At 39.7% G+C, this 20,866-nt stretch carries 16 protein-coding genes and 6 pseudogenes; 12 read left to right on the top strand and 10 right to left on the bottom strand.

Annotated elements, in window-relative coordinates:
• The first annotated feature begins 59 nt into the window (after positions 1-59).
• Positions 60-365 carry a KTSC domain-containing protein gene (locus H0W62_13750; protein ID MBA3649585.1) on the top strand — a complete coding sequence of 102 codons (306 nt, stop codon included), beginning with the start codon at positions 60-62 and terminating at the stop codon, positions 363-365.
• A 6-nt stretch (positions 366-371) separates the two neighbouring features.
• Here the strand turns inward: H0W62_13750 and lpdA are convergent, their stop codons facing one another.
• Complete coding sequence (lpdA, locus tag H0W62_13745; protein MBA3649584.1) at positions 372-1,775, bottom strand: dihydrolipoyl dehydrogenase; 1,404 nt, start codon at positions 1,773-1,775, stop codon at positions 372-374.
• 322 nt (positions 1,776-2,097) lie between these two features.
• Between lpdA and H0W62_13740 the strand changes: the two genes are divergently transcribed.
• Positions 2,098-3,240 carry an alpha-amylase gene (locus H0W62_13740; protein MBA3649583.1) on the top strand — a complete coding sequence of 381 codons (1,143 nt, stop codon included), beginning with the start codon at positions 2,098-2,100 and terminating at the stop codon, positions 3,238-3,240.
• A 70-nt stretch (positions 3,241-3,310) separates the two neighbouring features.
• A complete protein-coding gene (locus H0W62_13735; protein MBA3649582.1) occupies positions 3,311-4,627 on the top strand; it encodes an MFS transporter in 1,317 nt (438 codons plus the stop codon).
• Between the two features lie 8 nt (positions 4,628-4,635).
• Here the strand turns inward: H0W62_13735 and H0W62_13730 are convergent, their stop codons facing one another.
• Complete coding sequence (locus tag H0W62_13730) at positions 4,636-5,202, bottom strand: hypothetical protein (GenBank protein ID MBA3649581.1); 567 nt, start codon at positions 5,200-5,202, stop codon at positions 4,636-4,638.
• 191 nt (positions 5,203-5,393) lie between these two features.
• Here H0W62_13730 and H0W62_13725 point away from each other — a divergent pair, with 191 nt between their 5' ends.
• Positions 5,394-6,422 carry a glycosyltransferase family 9 protein gene (locus H0W62_13725; GenBank protein ID MBA3649580.1) on the top strand — a complete coding sequence of 343 codons (1,029 nt, stop codon included), beginning with the start codon at positions 5,394-5,396 and terminating at the stop codon, positions 6,420-6,422.
• A gap of 5 nt (positions 6,423-6,427) precedes the next feature.
• Here H0W62_13725 and H0W62_13720 read toward each other — a convergent pair whose 3' ends face one another.
• Positions 6,428-6,664: a hypothetical protein gene (locus tag H0W62_13720; GenBank protein ID MBA3649579.1), complete on the bottom strand. Its 237-nt coding sequence runs from the start codon at positions 6,662-6,664 to the stop codon at positions 6,428-6,430.
• Between the two features lie 143 nt (positions 6,665-6,807).
• Here H0W62_13720 and H0W62_13715 point away from each other — a divergent pair, with 143 nt between their 5' ends.
• Positions 6,808-7,443, top strand: coding sequence for a carbonic anhydrase (locus H0W62_13715; GenBank protein MBA3649578.1), 636 nt, complete (start codon positions 6,808-6,810; stop codon positions 7,441-7,443).
• A 685-nt stretch (positions 7,444-8,128) separates the two neighbouring features.
• On the opposite strand, the pseudogene H0W62_13710 reads toward H0W62_13715, so the two are convergent.
• From H0W62_13710 to H0W62_13685, 6 pseudogenes are all read right to left on the bottom strand, one after another.
• A pseudogene (locus H0W62_13710) lies at positions 8,129-8,464 on the bottom strand (PKD domain-containing protein).
• Between the two features lie 153 nt (positions 8,465-8,617).
• Positions 8,618-8,800 (bottom strand): annotated as a pseudogene (locus H0W62_13705) (PKD domain-containing protein).
• A gap of 297 nt (positions 8,801-9,097) precedes the next feature.
• Positions 9,098-9,391: pseudogene (locus H0W62_13700) on the bottom strand (PKD domain-containing protein).
• Between the two features lie 171 nt (positions 9,392-9,562).
• Positions 9,563-9,916, bottom strand: a pseudogene (locus H0W62_13695) (PKD domain-containing protein).
• 132 nt (positions 9,917-10,048) lie between these two features.
• Positions 10,049-10,291: pseudogene (locus H0W62_13690) on the bottom strand (PKD domain-containing protein).
• A pseudogene (locus tag H0W62_13685) lies at positions 10,292-12,154 on the bottom strand (PKD domain-containing protein).
• Positions 12,155-12,465: 311 nt separating this feature from the next.
• On the opposite strand from H0W62_13685, the gene eno reads away from it, so the two are divergent.
• From eno to H0W62_13665, 4 genes are all read left to right on the top strand, one after another.
• Entirely contained in the window at positions 12,466-13,764 is a 1,299-nt protein-coding gene (eno, locus tag H0W62_13680; GenBank protein ID MBA3649577.1) for a phosphopyruvate hydratase, read from the top strand.
• A 125-nt stretch (positions 13,765-13,889) separates the two neighbouring features.
• Entirely contained in the window at positions 13,890-14,240 is a 351-nt protein-coding gene (locus H0W62_13675) for a septum formation initiator family protein (GenBank protein ID MBA3649576.1), read from the top strand.
• Positions 14,241-14,559: 319 nt separating this feature from the next.
• The gene (locus tag H0W62_13670) at positions 14,560-15,267 is read left to right on the top strand and encodes an esterase family protein (protein MBA3649575.1); all 708 of its coding nucleotides are present in this window, start codon (positions 14,560-14,562) and stop codon (positions 15,265-15,267) included.
• A gap of 82 nt (positions 15,268-15,349) precedes the next feature.
• Positions 15,350-16,309: a hypothetical protein gene (locus H0W62_13665; protein ID MBA3649574.1), complete on the top strand. Its 960-nt coding sequence runs from the start codon at positions 15,350-15,352 to the stop codon at positions 16,307-16,309.
• Between the two features lie 80 nt (positions 16,310-16,389).
• Here H0W62_13665 and H0W62_13660 read toward each other — a convergent pair whose 3' ends face one another.
• On the bottom strand, positions 16,390-18,033 hold the full coding sequence (locus tag H0W62_13660; GenBank protein ID MBA3649573.1) for a T9SS type A sorting domain-containing protein: 1,644 nt from the start codon (positions 18,031-18,033) through the stop codon (positions 16,390-16,392).
• A gap of 373 nt (positions 18,034-18,406) precedes the next feature.
• Between H0W62_13660 and H0W62_13655 the strand changes: the two genes are divergently transcribed.
• From H0W62_13655 to H0W62_13645, 3 genes are all read left to right on the top strand, one after another.
• Positions 18,407-19,510: a carboxylate-amine ligase gene (locus tag H0W62_13655; GenBank protein MBA3649572.1), complete on the top strand. Its 1,104-nt coding sequence runs from the start codon at positions 18,407-18,409 to the stop codon at positions 19,508-19,510.
• A 281-nt stretch (positions 19,511-19,791) separates the two neighbouring features.
• Positions 19,792-20,565, top strand: coding sequence for a GMP synthase (locus H0W62_13650; GenBank protein MBA3649571.1), 774 nt, complete (start codon positions 19,792-19,794; stop codon positions 20,563-20,565).
• A 42-nt stretch (positions 20,566-20,607) separates the two neighbouring features.
• Positions 20,608-20,865: a hypothetical protein gene (locus H0W62_13645; protein MBA3649570.1), complete on the top strand. Its 258-nt coding sequence runs from the start codon at positions 20,608-20,610 to the stop codon at positions 20,863-20,865.
• The last annotated feature ends 1 nt before the right edge of the window (position 20,866 follow it).

Genomic DNA, 20,866 nt, shown 5'->3' with positions numbered 1-20,866 from the left:
TTAAGCTTCTTGCTTTATAAATATCAATAGTTTGGTTTGAAGATTATTTTCGGTCTGATATGAAACTTCCCGATAAATATGGCATTCGGTTAAACACTGAGAATCATAGAAAAGTAAGCTCTCAGGCTGTATCCAGCATTGATTATTCTGTAAAAGAAAAGATAATAGAGATTAAGTTTAAGGAAGAGGCGAGAATTTTCCATTATTTGAATGTTAAAAGGAATGAATGGAATAAAATGATGGGGCTTGCTGAGAAGAAAAAGGGTTTGGGTGTCTACATTAATCAGGTGTTCAAGAAGCCTTATAATGACGATTACCGTGATTATTATGAGCTGATAGGTATATCAGAACCAGTTGATATATAAAATTTATTAAAGGTGTATTGCCCTGTTTTCAGTAGCCATCAGACATGCTTCACGGAAAGCTTCCGTATAGGTAGGGTGAGCGTGGCTAATGCGGGCAATATCTTCGGCACTTGCTCTGTATTCCATAGCTACCACCGCTTCTGCAATAAGATCTGCAATGCGTGGGCCAATCATATGCACGCCTAATATCTCATCGGTCTCCTTATCGGCCAGCACCTTAACAAAGCCATCGGTGTCCATTGCAGCCCTGGCGCGGCCACTTGCCTTGAAAGGAAACGAACCTTTTTTATATGATAAATTTTTTTGCTTTAATTCCTGCTCGGTAAATCCTACAGAAGCCACCTCAGGCCATGTATAAACTACTCCGGGAATAAGCGAATAATTGATATGCGGTTTTTGACCTGCGATTGTTTCAGCTACAAATACACCTTCATCTTCTGCTTTGTGTGCAAGCATAACACCACGTATCACATCTCCGATAGCATAGATCGAAGGCACGGAAGTTTGCAACTGATCATTTACCGGAACCTTTCCCTTATCATCGGTATGCAATCCTGCATTTTCCAGGGCTAAGTTTTCAGTGTACGGTCTTCTACCGACAGCCACCAGGCAATAATCAGCTTTTAGTTCCACCTTTTCTCCTTTTCCATTTTCAGCTGTAACGTTCACAACATTTTCTTCGGCAATAGCACTGATCACTTTATGAGAAAGGAAACTTTCAATTCCTATATTGTTCATGCAACGCAGCAATTCCTTCCCAAGATCACCGTCCATATTTGCAATAAGCGAATCCAGGTATTCAACAATTTTTACTTTGGTACCAATACGTGCATACACACTCGCAAGCTCGCAGCCGATAATGCCACCGCCAATAACTACCATCTCTTTTGGAATAGCTGTGAGTGATAATGCCTCAGTGGAGCTGATGATGCGTTTTTTATCTATTGTGATTCCGGGAAGAGTTGCCGGTTTGCTCCCGGTTGCTATGATGATATTTTTAGAATCGATCTCTTCTCTGCTCCCATCGGTTTTCCTTATGGCAATTTTATTGTTTGAAACAAAACTTCCTAAACCGGAATAGACATCAATTTTATTTTTTTTCATCAGGAAATTAAGTCCGGCAGTATTTGTCTTTACTACCTCGTTTTTCCTGTTTATCATCTGTAAAAAATCGACGGAAGGATTTTCTATATGGATGCCATGCGCTTTAAAGTGGTGGGTAGCATTAAAAAAATACTCTGTAGAATCGAGCAATGCCTTTGACGGAATGCAGCCCACATTCGTGCAGGTTCCACCCAGCGTTAAATATTTTTCAATAATAGCAGTCTTCATTCCGAGTTGCGCACAACGAATGGCTGCAACATATCCTCCCGGACCGGATCCAATTACCGTTACATCGTAGTTGCTCATGAAATAATTTAGTGGCTAAAATTATCTTTTATTTTGGAGTGCTTTCAGCTACATTAATAAGATTTTAGCATATTGTATATTCAGCTGCTGATTTCTGCTCATACCGCCTTATGAAAAAAAACCTTTTTCCGTTTTTAGTTTGTTTCTTGTGCCTTTTTTCATTCTATTCCTGTCTTCATACAGAAAAGAAACACGCTTCTTCAAGAGTTCCATTAACGGTGCCTCCTGTAAGCAAAGTAACCATGTATGAATTATTTGTACGAAATTTTTCAAAAGAAGGGACATTCAATGCGTAATTCCCAGGCTCGATGCCATTAAAGCGATGGGAATAAATACCATTTGGCTAATGCCTGTTCAGCCTATCGGAAAAGTAAATAAAAAAGGTGCTTATGGATCGCCCTACTCTATCAGCGATTACTATAAAGTAAATCCCGATTTTGGAACGGTGGCAGATTTTAAAAGACTTGTCGATTCGGTCCATGCAAAAGGGATGTACCTTATTATAGATGAAGTGGCGAATCACACCGCCTGGGATAACGGTTGGATTTACACCAATCCTGACTGGTATACCCATGATTCTGCCGGTAAAATTATTCCTCCGAATCCTGATTGGACTGATGTTGCAGATTTGAATTATGACAACAGCCAATTGCGTGCTGAGATGATTAAGAGTATGAAATACTGGATTGATAGCTTTAACATCGACGGCTACCGTTGCGATGCAGCTTCTATGGTACCTGATGATTTCTGGAAGTCCTGTATTGATACCCTTCGAAAAATGCGGCCTCTTTTAATGCTGGCAGAAAGTGACGATCCGAAAATGTATAAGGATGGTTTTGATATTACTTACGGATGGAATATGTATCACGATTTAATTCACATATGGAAAGGCGACTCCTTAACTTCTTCCCTATTCAGAATTCTTGCATCCGATGAGGTAAATTATCCTGCTGAGTATCATGCAATAAGGTTTATTACCGATCACGATGAGAATAGCTGGGACGATGTGCCGCAAGTTAAATTTTTGAATGAAGATGGTGCGAAAGCTGCATTTGTTACCATGGTGACGCTGCCAGGTGTTCCATTTATTTACCAGGGCCAGGAAGTTGGATATCCTCAGAAAATCAACCTGTTTGAAAAATATAATATCGATTGGAACGAAAATCCGGAGGTGCGTAGTTTTTATACCACTATGCTTACTTTATATGATTCATCTGAAATTTTACAAAATGGCAGACTGGAAAAAATCAACTCCGGTAGTGAAGATGTTCTAATGTTTAACCGGATACTTGAACATGATTCAATGACAGTAATGGTGAATGTGCGCAACCATCCTGTAAATATTGTGTTGCCAGGGGTATTAGCCGGAAAAAGTTATTGCAGTGTATTAAAAAATAAGGCTGTGAAACATTCAAAGAGCTTCCAGCTTGGCCCATACGAGTATGAAATTTTACAATTTCAATAAATAATATCTGCTGCATGGCTTATAGCATACTTTGTTTTAATAGTCAAGCATTCATTTATAAAGCTGCTTTATGAAAGGGAAACCGAGACTTACATTTTGGCAGATCTGGAACATGAGTTTTGGATTTCTGGGGATACAATTCGGATGGGATTTGCAGCGCGCTAATATGGGCCCTATATATGAATACCTTCATGCAAGCCCTAACCAGATTCCCTTACTCTTTTTAGCGGCTCCCTTAACGGGACTCATTGTACAGCCCATTATCGGGTATTTAAGTGACCGTACGTGGCATCCCGTGTTTGGAAGAAGAAGACCTTATTTCCTGATAGGTGCAATACTCAGCTCCATTTGTCTGTTTCTTATGCCTAACAGCAGTTCTTTGTGGATGGCCGCCGGGCTATTATGGATTCTTGATACATCAGGCAACATCAGTATGGAACCCTTCAGGGCTTTTGTTGCCGATAAGCTTCCGGAAGAGCAGCGGACACGGGGATTCGCGATGCAAAGCTTAATGATTGGCCTTGGGGGAAGCTGTGCATCGGCTTTACCCTGGATGCTAAGCCATTGGTTAAATGTTTCAAACTCTGCAGCAGCGGGAATTCCTCCGTCTGTTGAATACGCATTTTACATAGGGGGCACCATGTTTTTACTGGCCATCCTTTATACTGTATTTACTTCAAAGGAATACCCTCCTTCTGATCCCGGAAACAGAAATAAAATTAAGGATACACATAAAGGGTTTGGCAATGGCGCAAGAGAAATTATGCATTCCATTATTAATATGCCTGTCAGGATGAAGCAACTTGCAGTCGTTCAATTTTTTACCTGGCCCGGATTATTTCTTATGTGGTTCTATTATTCAACAGCTGTAGCAAGAACCATTTTTGGCGCAGCAGATGAAAAAAGCCCCGCCTACACCCAGGGCGTGGAATTTGCCGGCCTTACTTTATCATTTTACAATGTAGTGGCATTTGTATTTGCACTTGTGATACCCTTATTAGCACGTTCCATTGGAAGAAAACCTACTCATGCTTTTTGTCTTATATGTGGTGCTATCGGATTAATATCCGTTGGATTTGTTCATGATAAAAATTTGCTTTTTTTAAGCATGACGGGAATAGGGATCGCCTGGACCAGTATTTTATCAATGCCATATGCTATGTTAGCAGGCAGCCTGCCTGAAGATAAGGTCGGAATCTATATGGGTATCTTTAATTTTTTTATTGTACTACCGGAGATTATCGCATCCCTGTTCTTTGGCTGGATCATGTCACACTTACTCGATAATAACCGAATGCTTGCCGTTCAGATTGGCGGAGTTTTGATGCTGCTCGCAGCGATTATCTGTTACTTTATTGTAAAGGACACCAATGGAGAAAAAGCGTGATGCATACTTTATGTTTTATCTTTTACATAACGTACCGAAAATCCATTTGCCCTTCTGTAGGATAACCGTTCAATTATAAGCTTACCTTTTATGAAATGCAGTGCGTAAGCGGTTTGATCTTCATCCGGAGTGGCCGTCCAATAAAACCCCCAGGAATCTTTAAAATTAAAAATATCAGTAGGACTGATATTCGCGCTCTTGTTTCCTCCGTATTTAAGATTCAGGCCAGAACTGCCATCTAAAAATAATTTTGTAACGGCAATTGAGTCACCACCTAAAGTATTGATCAACTCATTCCATTCATCAAGGGTTGGAAGATGCCACCCTTTCGGCGCACCGTATAAGGCGTTGCTGTAAAAATAAAGACGGCCATATTCTTTATTGCTGTCAGAGTCATTATTAAAATACCAGCTTTTTGGAGTGCGAAAATCCCAATTTGCGGTCATCCACGTTTGTTTCCCGATCCGAATGGAAGGAAAATCTGATACTATTTTTGCGCCGGGTAATGCAATCCGGTAACCATTAGAGCATAACAGAAATAAAGGAACCAGAAAAAAAGTTAAAAATGGCTTCAATATGAAGGGTTACTATTGCAAATTAATGTAAAAATATTTTTTTGAATATTGCAGATGGATACGGCTTAAAATAAATATTGTATACTAAAAATAATATTCATTATTGATTCAGAAGAATAAACTATACAAGCAGCACTTAAATTATATGGCTGCAAAAATGATTTGGAAGGGGAAAATTGATCTAACAGTTCATGCAAGAAGATGCCAGGGCCTTCACCCCTCAATCAATCCTTATTATTCAAACTGCTTTCCTTGGGGATGTAATATTAGCAACTTCACTTGTTGAAAAGCTCCATTTCTTTTTCCCGGAAAGCAGAATTGACTTTCTATTGCGAAAAGGAAATGAAGGAGCGCTTGCGAATAATCCAAAAATTAACCAGGTAATGATTTGGGATAAAAAAAGGAAGTACTCCAGCCTTTTTCAGTTGTTACATACCATACGCCAAAGCAAATATGATCTTGTAGTTAATGTGCAGCGCTTTGCTGCATCCGGAATCCTTGCAGGACTTTCAGGAGCTAAGCACATTATAGGCTTCGATAAAAACCCGCTCTCATTTCTTTTTACAAGGAAAGTAAGGCATTCATTTAAAGGCCATGAAGTACAGCGAAATTTAAATCTTATAGAAAATATTACATCGCAGGAAACGGTAAATCCTGTTATGTATCCTTCTGTAGCCGATGAACATGCCATTTCGGTTTATACCCAAAGCCCGTACCTTTGCATTGCGCCCGCATCTGTGTGGTTTACCAAGCAATTTCCGGTGGAAAAATGGGTGCATTTTATAGAATCCATTACTGGTCTATATCAGGTTTATTTCCTCGGTTCTGAAACGGATTCAGCACTTTGTGAGAAAATAATATCACTGATAAAACATCATCAGGTGCAATTGATCAACCTTTCAGGGAAACTTTCACTTACGCAAACAGCTGCCCTTATGAAACAAGCTGCAATGAACTATGTAAATGATTCGGCTCCGTTGCATATTGCATCGGCAGTTAATGCACCGGTTACTGCTGTTTTCTGCTCCACAGTTCCAGAGTTTGGATTCGGACCTCTTTCAGAAAAGTCTTTTGTAGTGGAGATCAACCATGGACTGTATTGCAGGCCGTGCGGCATTCATGGATATAAGGCCTGTCCTGAAGGGCACTTTAAATGTGCCTTTGAAATTCAGATAAAAGACCTGCTCCGGACGATAAATATTCCTTCAACCAATACTTAGCTATATTATTTTTCTAAAAGATAAGCAGTTATGCTTGCACCAATCTTTTTAATCTGATCAGTGGACTGATTGGTTTTTAAATCAAACCAATGGTCAGCACCCTCATTGTCTTCTTTTTGTTGGATCTGGATTTCTCCTTCCGGCAAATGTATTTTAAAAATTTTTCCGTTCTTTTCCGTTGATTGTTCCAAATCAATATCTATAAGTTGTCCGTTATAATCTATTTGAAAATTATTTTGCATAAGTAAATTTAAACAATCACAGTGCCAAAGAAATTTTACTTTGTTACTATTGATGCTTGTACCAATTAGCAAGTGCCTGAATAAATAATATTTTTTTTCAATCAGGATTACTTTAATTAGTAAATTAAATTTTAAGATTACTCATGAAATCTTACGAAAAATTGCTACTTGAAAATAAGGTATGGGCAAAAGGTAAAATAACAGGTGACCCTGAATATTTTAATCGGCTTGCAAATCTGCATACACCTGAATTTCTTTGGATCGGCTGCAGTGACAGTCGCGTTGCCGCAAATGAGATCACCGGAACACAGCCCGGAGAAATATTTGTTCATCGCAATATTGCCAACATGGTGGTCCATACAGATGTCAACCTTCTGAGCGTTCTTGATTATGCGGTAAATGAATTAAAGGTACAGCACGTTATTGTATGTGGTCATTATGGTTGCGGAGGCATAAAAGCGGCAATAACTAACCACGATTACCAGCAAGTGCTGAACATGTGGCTGCGGAATATTAAAGATGTTTATCGGCTGCATGCAGAAGAATTAAACACTATTGATGAAGAGGAAAAGCTTTGCGATCGCCTGGTGGAATTAAACGTGCAGGAACAGCTTATTCATCTTGCAAAAACATCCATTATTCAGCGCGCATGGAAATACAACAATAAACCACATTTGCACGGGTGGGTTTATGGGTTGAAAGATGGCTTGATAAAGCCCTTAACGGATATGAGCCCCGGCACCCGAATAGATCCATTATATGAGTACGATAATCTATAGCTCCTGTCTGCATTTTACCTTGCGAGGCATTCAAACAAAAAAAATCCTGCTGTAACTTACGGCAGGATTTCCCATAGAAAGCTGCATCATTTACTTTAACTCACCGAAGCAGCGAGACATTTCCATGCTTCGTAATTTCCTTTCCATTCAATAGCGTAGCCTTCGCATACCAGACATATACACCAACATCGGCTATCTCACTTTTATATTCTCCATCCCATTTTCCTTTCGGATCATTCGTCTGAAATACCATATTTCCCCAACGGTCGAAAATGGCGAAATCAAGGGTCGAGATACCTACCTGGATCATTTCATGGAAATAATCATTCTTTCCGTCGTTATTCGGTGTAAAGGCAGATGGAAAAAAGATATCGTCCTGCTTTACGATAACAATTGGGCCCAGTATTGCTGTATCTGAACAGGAGCCATTGTAAGCAATGAGGGTCACAAAGACAGTATCTGGAGCCGTGTACGTATGCGTGGGGCTCACATCATTGCTTACAGTTCCATCTCCGAAATCCCATGCATAGCTATCTGCACCCTGAGATGTATTATTAAAGTGTATGGTTGCCTGTGAAATATCTATTGGATCACTTGTGTTCTCTGTAGTAGTAAAGGAAGATATAGGCTTTGAATAAACCTTAATGTATTGAAGATAGGTAACACTACCCGAACATCCTGAGGAAGTCGTGACTGAAAGGGTTACGTTATATACTCCCTGGTGATACACATGTTGCGGATTTTGTTCAGTGCTGGTAGTGCCATCCCCAAAGTCCCATGAAAAGGAAGTTCCGTTGGGTGTAAGGTTTTGGAACTGTACCGTCAAAGGATCACAACCGGATGTATCAGAAGCAATAAACGCAATAGCGTTGGAATCCACTTGTATTAACTGGGGCAGGGTAAGCGTAGCCGAACAGCCGCTATCGTTTAATACCGTTAGTGTTACATCATATGTTCCTCCGTTATAGGTGTGAGCAGGACTAATTTCCGTGCTCGTAGTGCCATCACCAAAATCCCACAGGTAAGCCGTTCCCCCTGTCGAGTTATTGGTAAACTGAACATTAAGCGGTTCGCAACCTGCAGTTGGAGCAGCACCAAAAGCTACTGTGGGGCTGGGAGACACTACGATTAATTGGGTAGACGTTTGAGACGCAGAACAGCCGGAATCTGCGGTTACGGTAAGGGTAACGTTGTAACTCCCGGCGGTATAGGTATGAGAAGGATTTATTCCTGTACTGGTAGTGCTGTCGCCAAAATCCCAGAAATAATTACTGCCACCTGTAGAGTTGTTTGTGAAATTCACTGTCAATGGATTACAACCAAAAAGAGGATCTGCAGTGAATGAAACTACCGGCATACTGCTTACTTTAATATATTGAGATAATATCAGCGTATCAGAACAGCCCTGCAGATTAGTTGCTATCAGGATTACATCATAAGTGCCGCTATGATATAAATGAGAAGGGCTTATTTCAGTGCTTGTATTTCCATCACCGAAAATCCAAACGTATGAGCTCGCACCAGTAGAATTATTAGTGAACTGCACCGTCAAAGGATCACATCCGCTTACAGGTGTTCCGAAGAATGAAGCCACCGGAGATGGCAATACCTTAATATAATCAACAATAGTTTCCTTTGCGGAGCATTCCAGTCCGTTAGAAACAGTAAGTGCTACCGTGTAGATTCCTGCGGAATACGTATGGATTGGGTTTGGAAGCGTACTCGTACTGCCGTCTCCAAAATCCCATAAATAGGTTCCTCCGCTTCCGCTGGAATTTGAAAATTGCACTGTTAACGGTTCACATCCTGCAGTGTCTGAAGCAGCAATAGTTACGGAAGGCCGTGGTGAAACGACAATATAATCCGGTAATATTAAAGTATCGGAACATCCATTGGAATTGTATGCAATAAGTGTAACCGTATAGTTTCCAATTAAATATTTATGCATCGGGTTTTTTTCACTGCTTGAAGTTCCATCTCCAAATAGCCACGTGTAACTGTCCGCATTAGTAGAATTATTTTTATAAACTACAAGGGCTGAGTCGCAACCACTTTGTGGTGATCCTGAAAAAGAGACAACAGGCGAAGACTTTACATGAATGTAATCAGCAATTGATTGTGTGGCGGAACAGCCATTGTTTGTAACGGTAAGAGTAACTGTAAAATCACCCGCGCTATAAGTATGGGTAGCATCTGAATCCGTGCTTGATGTGCTGTCACCAAAACTCCATAAGTATGTATCACCTCCAGACCCCGAAGTAAAGAAAACGGTCAGCGGCTCGCACCCTGCTGTATCTGAAGCCGAGATATTTATAGTAGGAATGGTACCAACATGAATAAAATCAGACAGCGTAAGGGTATCCGAACATCCGTCGGAACTTTGAGCGATTAACGTTACACTATATGTCCCTTCATGGTAGATATGAGTAGGATTTTTAAGGTTGCTCGTGGTACCATCTCCAAATAACCACATAAAACTATCCGCTCCGGTTGACGTATTTGAAAAGGCTACTGTTAAAGGATCACATCCGCTTGCGGGTGAAGCGCTGAAAGATGCGGAAGGAGAAGAAACCCGGATAATTACGTGGGCAGGGCACTCACTTCCATTTACGGTGAGGGTCACAACAAATATCCCGTTTGTTGAAAAAGTGTGAGAAGGATTTTGTTCAATGCTTCCAGAGCCATCACCGAAGTCCCAGGCATAACTTGCACTGTCGGGCTTTCCCTGAAAATTGACTGTAAGAGGAGCACAACCGGAAGTATCCGAAGCAATAATAGAAGCGTTAGAAGAGCCATTACTTACCTTAATATAATCGGGTATCGTGAGTGTACCCGAACAGCCATAGATATTGGTTACCGTTAAAGTAACGGTGTAAGTGCCGGCATGATAGGTATGAGATGGGTTGTGCTCAGTGCTGGTAGTACCATCTCCAAAATCCCAGGAAACAGAATCCGATCCTGATGCATTCGATTGAAAAAAGACGGTTAGCGAATCACACCCTGAATTTGGTAAAGCAGTAAAGGCGGCACTTGGAGATGGATTTACAGTGACTGTAACCGTATCGTTCACAACGCATCCTCCGCTTTCCACTTCCACATAATAGGTGGTTGTTACATTGGGGGATACCTTATTATTTTGCCGCGTGCTTTGAAAGCCAGCCGGATTTGATGTCCATTTATAAGTGAATACACCATTGCCTCCTGAGGCTTTTGCTGTCAGGTTTACCTCCGTACCTTTACAAATGCTATCAGGTGCTGCTGAAGCCTCTACATTTACATCGGAGGTCACCTTAATAGTAACCTTGTCCTTTGCTTCACAGGAGCTGTTTTGATCTGTAGTGAGTACGAAAGAATACGTTCCCGGGCCAGGCAGGGATGCTATTGGATCCCGTATGGTATCATTGTTTAAATACTTCCCATTGCTCCAGTTAATTGGTTTTTCTCCCGAAGCATGTAACTGCACTACAGCATTTTGAGAACAAACAGTAGTATCACTCCCGGCGTTTGCATATGACTTTTTAACATGGATGCCAAACGTATACATTTGCTGGCCGAAAATGGGACATTGATTATCTTTTACGATCACAGTAAATTCATAGAATCCGGCATCCTTATCTGTAGGAGTCCAGCTAAAGTGACCGATAACGGGATTGGTTCCCGAAGTATTAAAATGGGCTCCGGGTATAGAAGTCGCAAGATTGGTTTGGATTGTTACAGCATCCTCTGCGTTCCTGTCAAAGCCTGTAATATCAAATGATAATGCAGTGTTCGGACAGGTTCTTATTATATTATCTTTCGGACTATTTTGAAAGCCGTTTACAATATTCTCTAATCCATTTTGTATTTGCGGTAACTGATTACTACACTGTGTGGCATTAACCATTATGTCACGTTGGATACTTCCAATCTTTACTCCGTTCCGGTACTCATCTGTTCTTACTGATATAATTGCCACCTGAGTTTTATCAGCACTGAATAGCATTTCCCCCGAGTGTAATCCAAAGATGAAAATGCCTCCTTTTGTTGAAAGGGGATGAGTTGGCGTAAAGCCGGGATCAGAATAAGGAATGGGTTGACCGGGACCTTCTAATGGCTGCACTAAAAAATATACCAGCGAATCACCGTCGGCATCCCGGGTACCAAGGCTATACTGAAATTGCTCACTGACGCAGGCCTGAGCAATAGGTAAGGATGAAAACACCGGAGAATGATCGAGGTGTGGAATGCTGTTATTGATCCGGCATTCAGAATACAATGTGTGGCTTTCCGGATTTGCCAGGTTGGTTATAGCGGCACTTCGGTTAGAATCCATTACACTTACTACCCAGTCTGCTGCAGGATTAGGCAGATTAAAAGACACATCATAAAGAGTCTGATCATAGCCTGGATAAGTACCACCGGTGCATGTGCTGCTTAGCGATGCACATAAGTTAACCAAATGTGAAATACTGTCTGTTCCGTAAGTGCTCGAAGTGCGCTTCGCAATGTACGAGGCAGCGTATCCAAGCGAGGCGGAAGTGACTTTTAAGGTAAGCGTTACAGGAGCAGGACCTTCACTGCAATCACGGTACAAAGCAACCGTAAAATTGTATTTCTGTAGCGATTTGCTCGTGCATACATAACTCATATCCAAACCAACTGCAGCGGTAGAATTTTTTACAGAACCTAATGTAACCAACAAAAATACCAGCGTGTAAATAAGTTTTTTCATCCGTGATTATTTATTATAAGATCACTTATTTGTGAGCAGATCATTTAAAATTAAACTTACTGAATATATCTTCTAACAATGCAATGTCCTTCACGGGTTATGTTCTTTATAACCTACTATGGCATTTTACCGTGCAACATAATAATGTTATGCCTGAAATAAAAGAACAGATCAATAATTTTATCCACGGGGACCTGGAAACTGGAATGGAATAAAATCCCGGTACTCATTTCTAAAAGCTATGCAGATTTAAATAATTTTGAGCTCTCAGAATGCGAGTATAGTTCCAAACTTTAAAATTAAACATTATAATGAGTGCAATTGCGAAGATCCATTCAAGGCAAATACTTGATTCACGCGGAAACCCCACCATTGAAGCTGAAGTAACTACGCAGAGCGGCTATTATGGCCGGGCGTCAGTACCGTCGGGTGCATCCACCGGAAAGCATGAAGCTGTGGAGTTACGCGATAATGATAAAAAAATTTATTTAGGAAAAGGGGTACTTCAGGCTGTGAAAAATGTTAATGAAATAATTGCTGAACTACTAACAGGTACAGAGGTGGCTGATCAGCAAAAAATTGATAAGCAAATGATTACTGCTGATGCCACAGACAATAAATCCGGGCTTGGAGCGAATGCCATACTTGCAGTATCCCTGGCCGCAGCTCATGCAGCAGCTAACGAATTGCATCTGCCTTTGTACCGGTATTTAGGAGGAGTAAATGCTTGTACGCTTCCTGTTCCTATGATGAACATCCTGAACGGGGGAGTGCATGCGGATAATAAAATTGATTTCCAGGAATTTATGATAATGCCTTTCGGTGCTGATTCATTTTCTGAGGCATTGCGCATGGGTGTGGAAGTGTTTCACAGATTAAAAAGTGTACTTAAGAAAAAAGGATATGCGACTAATGTAGGCGATGAGGGTGGCTTTGCGCCGAATATTCAATCTAATGAAGAGGCCATTGAAACCGTGCTTCAGGCAATAGACGATGCAGGATTTAGTGCCGGGAAAAATATTTGGATTGCGATGGATGCAGCTGCCAGTGAATTATGGGATGACAAAAAGCAAAAATATATCTTCAATAAATCCGATGGCAAGATTTTCAGTTCAGATGAAATGGTTGATTTTTGGGCGGCGTGGATCAAAAAATACCCGATAATTTCTATAGAGGATGGGTTGGCAGAGGATGATTGGGAAGGATGGAAAAAATTAACGATGGCTCTTGGGAACAGGATACAATTGGTAGGGGATGATTTATTTGTAACCAATGTAAAGCGGTTACAGGAGGGCATTGATGAAAAAGTTGCTAACTCGATTTTAATAAAAGTAAACCAGATTGGCACGCTAACAGAAACTATAAGGGCAGTGGATATGGCGCACCGCAGCTCCTATACCAGTGTAATGAGTCATCGCAGCGGTGAAACAGAAGACACTACGATTGCTGATCTGGCAGTCGCACTGAACTGCGGACAGATAAAAACAGGATCCGCTTCCAGATCAGACAGAGTTGCAAAATATAACCAGCTAGTGCGTATTGAAGAAGAACTTGGAAATAACGCATATTACCCTGGAAAAAATTTCAAATTCCTGCAACAAACTTCATGAACAATTAATAATAAGCAGTTAATAATATGCGTTACAAACGCCCCTGTCAATAAAATCTCTGAAAGATTTAAAGTTTTTAATATTTCTTATATTAATTTTATCAACTTTGAAATAATTATTGTTTGATGAAAATTAATTTCAAAACACTTCTGTATAATGTTCGCAGGGGCAGAATTGCTCCTTTCTTTAAAAATAAATATGTAATTACCGTAACGGCCTTTCTTGTCTGGATGCTCTTCTTTGATAAAAATGATATCATCACACAAATCCAACTACACCAAAAGCTCAGAGGGTACCAGCAAAAAAAAGAATATTATCAGCAGCAGATAAAAGAGGTTAATAACACCAAAAGAGAATTGCAGACTAACCAGGCTTCACTTGAAAAATTTGCAAGGGAGCGTTACATGATGAAAAAAGACAATGAAGATTTGTATGTAATTGTCCCCGCCAAAAAAGAAGAAAAAAAAATAAATTGAAGCTGGTATATTCTTCTGATAATCTAAGGTTTTTTACATTTAGCTTAAATCCTAAAATTTCCAGCGGGACATATATCCTTAAAGTGCAAACCGGCGACCGGTCCATGCAAAAATTTTTCGAAATGCAACGATAGTATTGGCGTTATTATACCACTGTCGGAAAAGGTGTTTTAAGGGCAACTCCTTATGGAACATTCCAATATTTCATGAGGTGATTTGGGGAGCTGCCATATTCCTGCTAATTAATTTATTTTAATATTCCCTACCATTTTCCTTTTTGTCTACATTAGCCCGGTCTTTCATTAAACCATTTTTTCCTTTGATCGAGCAATATTTTAAATGGCATTCACCAACTCTGGGCCGTGAAACGGAAATGCTTGTTTTTGGTGACCGTGGATACCCTATAATAGTTTTCCCTACTTCAATGGGGCATTATTATCAGAATAAAGATTTTAAGCTTTTAGATGCCGTACAATGGTATGTAAATGAAGGTAAAGTCAAAATCTATTGTGTCGATAGCGTGGATAATGATAGCTGGTATAATAAAAAGGTGGATCCCTCCGTCCGTGCAGCTAACCACGTTGTTTATGATCAATTTCTTCGCTATGAAATGGCACCACAGGTACTGCAGGATTCCTGGCATTCTAAACTGGCCGTTGCAGGTTGCAGCTTCGGTGGCTATCACGCTGCAAATTTTGCTTTTCGCTATCCTGAAATAACGGGCTACCTGTTCAGCATGAGTGGTGCCTTTGATATAAAGCCGCAGGTAAATGGCTACTACGATGATAATGTCTTTTATAATAACCCTTTTGATTTCTTGCCTGAACTTAATAACCCTGCACTTTATCAAATGGGCATTGTGCTTGGCTCCGGAGAGCATGATATCTGCCTCCCCTCCAATAAGAAGTTATCGGAGATACTTCATAATAAAAACGTACCACATTGGCTGGATATCGTGGCAGGAGCTTCTCATGACTGGCCTTTGTGGAGGGAAATGTTTCCCCGATACCTTGGTGAGATTAAGTAATAACTAAATTAAAATTGCTCAAAATCTAAAACAAAATATATTCCGGGCATTAAATTATTTCTGAATATAAAATATTACAACGATGAAAAAAATCGGGATTCTTTTCGGCATGGAACGTTCGTTTCCTCAGGCTTTTATCGAAAGAGTCAATTCAAAAAATGTAGAGAATATTATTGCTGAACCGGTCCGGATCGATAAGGTGGCACAGGGTTATCCTTCTGAATATTCCGTGATAATCGATCGCATTTCCCAGGATGTTCCTTTTTATCGCGCATATTTGAAAAATGCTGCTATTTCAGGAACAGCTGTTCTAAACAATCCTTTTTGGTGGAGTGCTGATGAAAAGTTTTTTAATAATGCGCTCGCTGTTAAAATTGGCGTACCCGTTCCAAAAACGGTATTGCTTCCTTCTTACGATCATCCCGATGATACTTCTTCGGAATCGTTCAGCAACCTGGTATCTCCGCTGGATTGGGAAAATATAATTGGCTACATCGGTTTTCCCGCCTACATGAAACCCCATTCAGGTGGCGGTTGGAAAAGCGTATATAAAATCAGTGATCAACAGGATCTTTTTGCCAGGCATGCCGAAACAGGTAAGCTGGTTATGATGCTTCAGGAGGAAATCAAGTTTGACTCCTATTTCCGGTGCTATTGCCTTGGTGGAAAATCGGTGCGCATTATGAATTATGAACCCCGTAACCCCCATCATTTGCGTTACGCTGCCACCCATCATGTATCGGAAGAGTTGTTGCAGACTGTTCATAATTATGTAATAAAATTGAATCAGGCTTTGGGTTATGATTTTAATACTGTAGAATTTGCCATCCGGGAAGGAGTGCCTTATGCCATAGATTTCTGCAACCCGGCTCCCGATGCCGAAAGGCATTCAGTAGGTGATGAAAATTTTGAATGGGTAGTGGAAAATGCTGCAAATATGGCCATTGAAAGAGCATTAGCTAATCAGGAAGGAGAAGATAATCTTACCTGGGGGGCGTTTGTAAAGCGGGGTTCCCAGGGAATGGGGATGATGAAAGAATAATGATGTTAACTATGAATAAGAATATCTAATGAAAACGCTTTTCTTATTTCATATGATTTTGATCCTCAATGTTATATTGCTTAAAGCAGAATTATTTTTTGGTCTTCAACCTTATTTTTAAAAACAATTTTGATCATATAAATTCCACGCGGTAAGTTAGAAACGTTTAAAATGTTGTCTCCAAATGATAATTGAGTTTTCCATGTTAATTGGTCATAAACATTATAAAAATAGATTTCTCCACCACTTGCATTACTAATGTTCAACCACTCGTGTGCCGCTGTGGGATACAATAAATAATTTAATTTGTGAAGAGATACAGGTGCTGTCGTTGGAATATTTGTAAAAATATGAAGATAATAAGATGCATCTACGTCATTAACTGACTGCAAAAATGGAACACTACTAACTGAATAGATCATGTTATTATTGCTGTTTCCGGTAATTACAAGGAAATCACCCACATTACTTTCATTTTCTGAAAGCAACGATCCATCATTACTGTATTGAATTATAAAGCCATGAATCGTATTAAAAGATCCATCTTCTGCATAATCTTTAATATGCCCGTATAGATAGAAAGAATCAGATGCGAGCTTATAAAAATCATTTAAAACAAAAAATTCTTTGCCTGTAGTGGCTGCATCAGGATCTGCGGTATATGCTTCAGTAAATTTCAGATTTCCGCTTGTATCATATTTAGTTAAGGTGATTTGTTGATTATCATACGCTTCTCCCGCGATATATATATTACCTTTAAAATCTGTTAGAATTTTTTTTGCAGCATCTGCATGAGTTTGACCCGATGATGAGGTTCTGAACCAATCGATCCTTCCATCCCTTTCTCTTATTTTATAAACCACTTGCTGAGATGCGTTTGTCGTTTTAGATTTTAAATTCAACGATCCGGCCACGTACAAAAAACCATTTACAGAGATACAGTCATAGGCAATATCTAAACTGTCATTTTTACGACTTTCACCATCGAAGCTCTTAGACCAAAATAAATTTCCATCCTGATCAAAGGCCATAGCAATGAAATTATGTACTCCCTCGAAGCTCCTATAACCGCATACGTAGGCATGACCTGCCATATCCGTAGTGATTGCACTTCCCTGGTTACCGAAAGAGAAACCTTCTCCGAACAGCTTTTGACCATCCGGTTGAATTTTGGTAATCAGCAAAAGACCCCAGGAACCTATAAAATAACCACCGGTAATCCAAATATTTCCTGCATTATCAATTGTCATATCTTTTGCAACCGGCTGGCCATAAGAAGCTATTAAAATTTCCCATATCAGCTGGAGTTGCAAATTGTATTTTACAAGCTGCACATCGGAGCTATCCGTTTGATCTGGTTTATATCCTAAAACCATATAAATATTATCGTCACTATCAATTACCATTTTTACAAGACTGCATTCTAGACCGATTTTATACGATACAGGTGGAATGTATTGATTCGGGCTTCCGTCAGGGTTGAAACAACGTAATACAATGCTCGTATTCTTATCAATATTTTTATCACGATTGCAGGTAGCTGTATAAATATTACCATCTGAACTTGTAACCAGTCCTGCATTGGGGTAACTTATATAGTCGGAAATTTTTCCATTAATAACATGGCACGTATCGCCTGTAGGCTGATCCGTAGATTGTAATACGGATGCAACTAAACCTAATCTGATTAAAAGAAAAAAAATGATAAGACCGGTGTATTTCATGTATATTTTTTAATGGTAAATAGACTTAAAATTTATTCAGAAGTTTAATTGAATTTAAAATTGGAATATATTACCAGATTTAATTGAATTAAGAGAATGAAAAGATCTGTTTAACTGTTAATTCTTTTCGGATGCTGCCAATAATCTATTTGGAAAAATCAGGAAACATTTTAAAATTTACAAAGAAAGCTTTGACTTCGCAAGAATAAAAAGTATTGCTTGCATCTTAGATAAATGGCATCTATTGCTTCTAAATTACAATCACTAGATTTTTTTTTACTGCTATATTGCATGATCAACAATTAATAGTGCTGATCAGATCAAAATCTGAAATAGAGGTTACACTATCTTTCAACACCATATTATCTTTCAAATGAATAAGGAGCTATTTACCATTGGTATCGAAGAAGAATTTATGATCATTGACCCGGAAAGCCGGGAATTGGTATCGCACATGCATGAGGTGGTGGAAGGAGGGAAAACCATTTTAAATGAGCAGGTAAAGGCGGAGATGCACCAGGCGGTAGTGGAGGTTGGCACTAATATTTGTCACGATGTGAAAGAGGCCCGTGAGGAAGTAAGGAAGCTTCGGAAAGTAATTTCAGAAATTGCAAATCAGCAAGGCGCCCGCATAGGCGCCGCCGGTACACATCCTTTTTCACGCTGGCAGGATGCACTTATCACCGATCATCCGCGCTATGTGGATATTGTAGGTGAAATGCAGGATGCTGCACGCTCCAACTTGATTTTTGGGTTACACGTACATGTAGGAATAGATAACCGGCAAACCGGAATTCAGATAATGAATGCCATCCGGTATGTATTGCCACATATCTTCGCTCTTTCTACTAATTCTCCATTCTGGTTAGGAAGGAATACCGGGTTTAAATCTTACCGGACTAAAGTGTTCGACAAATTTCCTCGTACCGGCATCCCTGAAAATTTTGTGTCCGCAGCTGAATATGATGAATACATAACCCTTTTGATAAAGACAAACTGCATCGATAATGGGAAGAAAATATGGTGGGATCTTAGACTTCATCCTTTTTTCAATACACTGGAGTTCAGAATATGCGATGTTCCTATGAGGTTGGATGAAACAATAGCACTTGCAGCAATTATGCAGGCTGTGGTAGCTAAGCAGTATAAGCTTATGCAGCAAAATTTAAGCTTTCGGCACTACAAGCGGGCGCTGATAAATGAGAATAAATGGCGTGCTGCCAGGTATGGTATAAATGGGAAGATGATTGATTTTGGAAAAGAAGAAGAAGTGCCTTTCTGGATGTTAGTGGAAGAAATGATTTCCTTTGTGGATGATGTGGTAGATGATCTGAATTGCCGGGAAGAAGTGGAATATCTTCGGCAGATTCTTATAATGGGAAGCGGTGCAGACCGACAGTTAAAAGTCTTTCAGGAATACGGCGATCTTAAAAAGGTAGTGGATTATATAGTAGAAGAAACCAATGTGGGCTTATAATAGCAGTTTTGAACTTATTAGTTATGTTAATGTTTAATCTTCGTACGTTTTATTTAAACGTAATTTTTAATTTGGCAAAAAGAGAGAAATTTGTGTCGGATATTGTTCTTGAAAATGAATTCTCCATTAAATCATAATAATTATAAAACCAGGATTCCATTTATTTCACTTGCCGAATTGAAAATTTTTTTAGGAAATAACTTAACCCAACTGTGTTAACGGAGAAACCCACCATACGCATTGCAATTCTTGATTTGTACAATCGGGTAGCAAATGAAGGTATGCGGGGTATACGATCTCTGCTATATGTAGAGTCAAAAAAAACAGATGCCCGGCTCAGATGGGATATTTATGAAGTAAGAAATGCCAACCAGCTGCCCAGTCTGGATTACGATGTCTACATTTCTTCAGGCGGACCAGGTAGTCCCCTGGAAAGCGGGGAGCCCTGGGAAAAGAAATACTTTGATCTTATTGACCAGCTTTGGGCACATAACCTTTCCAATCCGGATCAGAAAAAGCATGTTTTTTTTATTTGTCATTCCTTCCAGCTAATATGCAGACACTGGAATATCGGTGAAGTGAATAAGCGCCATTCCCCGGCTTTTGGCATTTTTTCAATACATAAAACAGATGAAGGGATAGAAGAACCTTTATTCCTGAATCTTCCTGACCCTTTTTATGCAGTCGATTCCAGGGATTATCAGGTAATAACACCCGATATATCTCTTATTCAAAAAGAAGGATTCAAAGTTCTTTCATTTGAAAAGATCAGACCTCATGTTGAATTGGAACGTGCCGTAATGGCGGTTCGATTTTCAGATGAATGGATAGGTACACAATTTCATCCCGAAGCCGATCCTCAGGGAATGATCCGTTATTTTTGTCGCCCTGAAAAGAAGGAAAGCATCATTAAAAATTACGGTGAAGCAAAGTTTTACCAGATGATTGATTACCTGGATGATCCGGACAAAATTGTTTTAACTCAGCAACACATCATCCCCGAATTTCTTAGAAATGCGTTTAACAAGATTTTAGAGACCGCCGAATGTGTGTAACAACAAATACAAAATTTATTACCAAACCAATAACTTAGCCTTATGAAGCACCTGAAACGTATCGTTGTTTTTCTTACATTAAGCTTTATATTTTTCATATCTACCCATACTGATTCTTATGCACAATGCGCTGCATGTAAAGAGGCTGCGGAAAGCTCCCTTAAAGAGGGTAATACGCAGGCAAAGGGATTAAATCTTGGCATTATGTATCTTCTTGTAATTCCTTATATGCTTGTTGGAGGTATTGGATATTATTGGTATGCAAATAGCAAGAAAGATAAATCAGGAAACAGTATTTGAT

Source organism: Chitinophagales bacterium, assembly GCA_013816805.1.
In the GTDB taxonomy this organism is placed as follows: domain Bacteria; phylum Bacteroidota; class Bacteroidia; order Chitinophagales; family UBA10324; genus MGR-bin340.
Note: the sequence above shows the minus strand (reverse complement) of the source record. Positions and strands in the feature narration are given on the sequence as shown.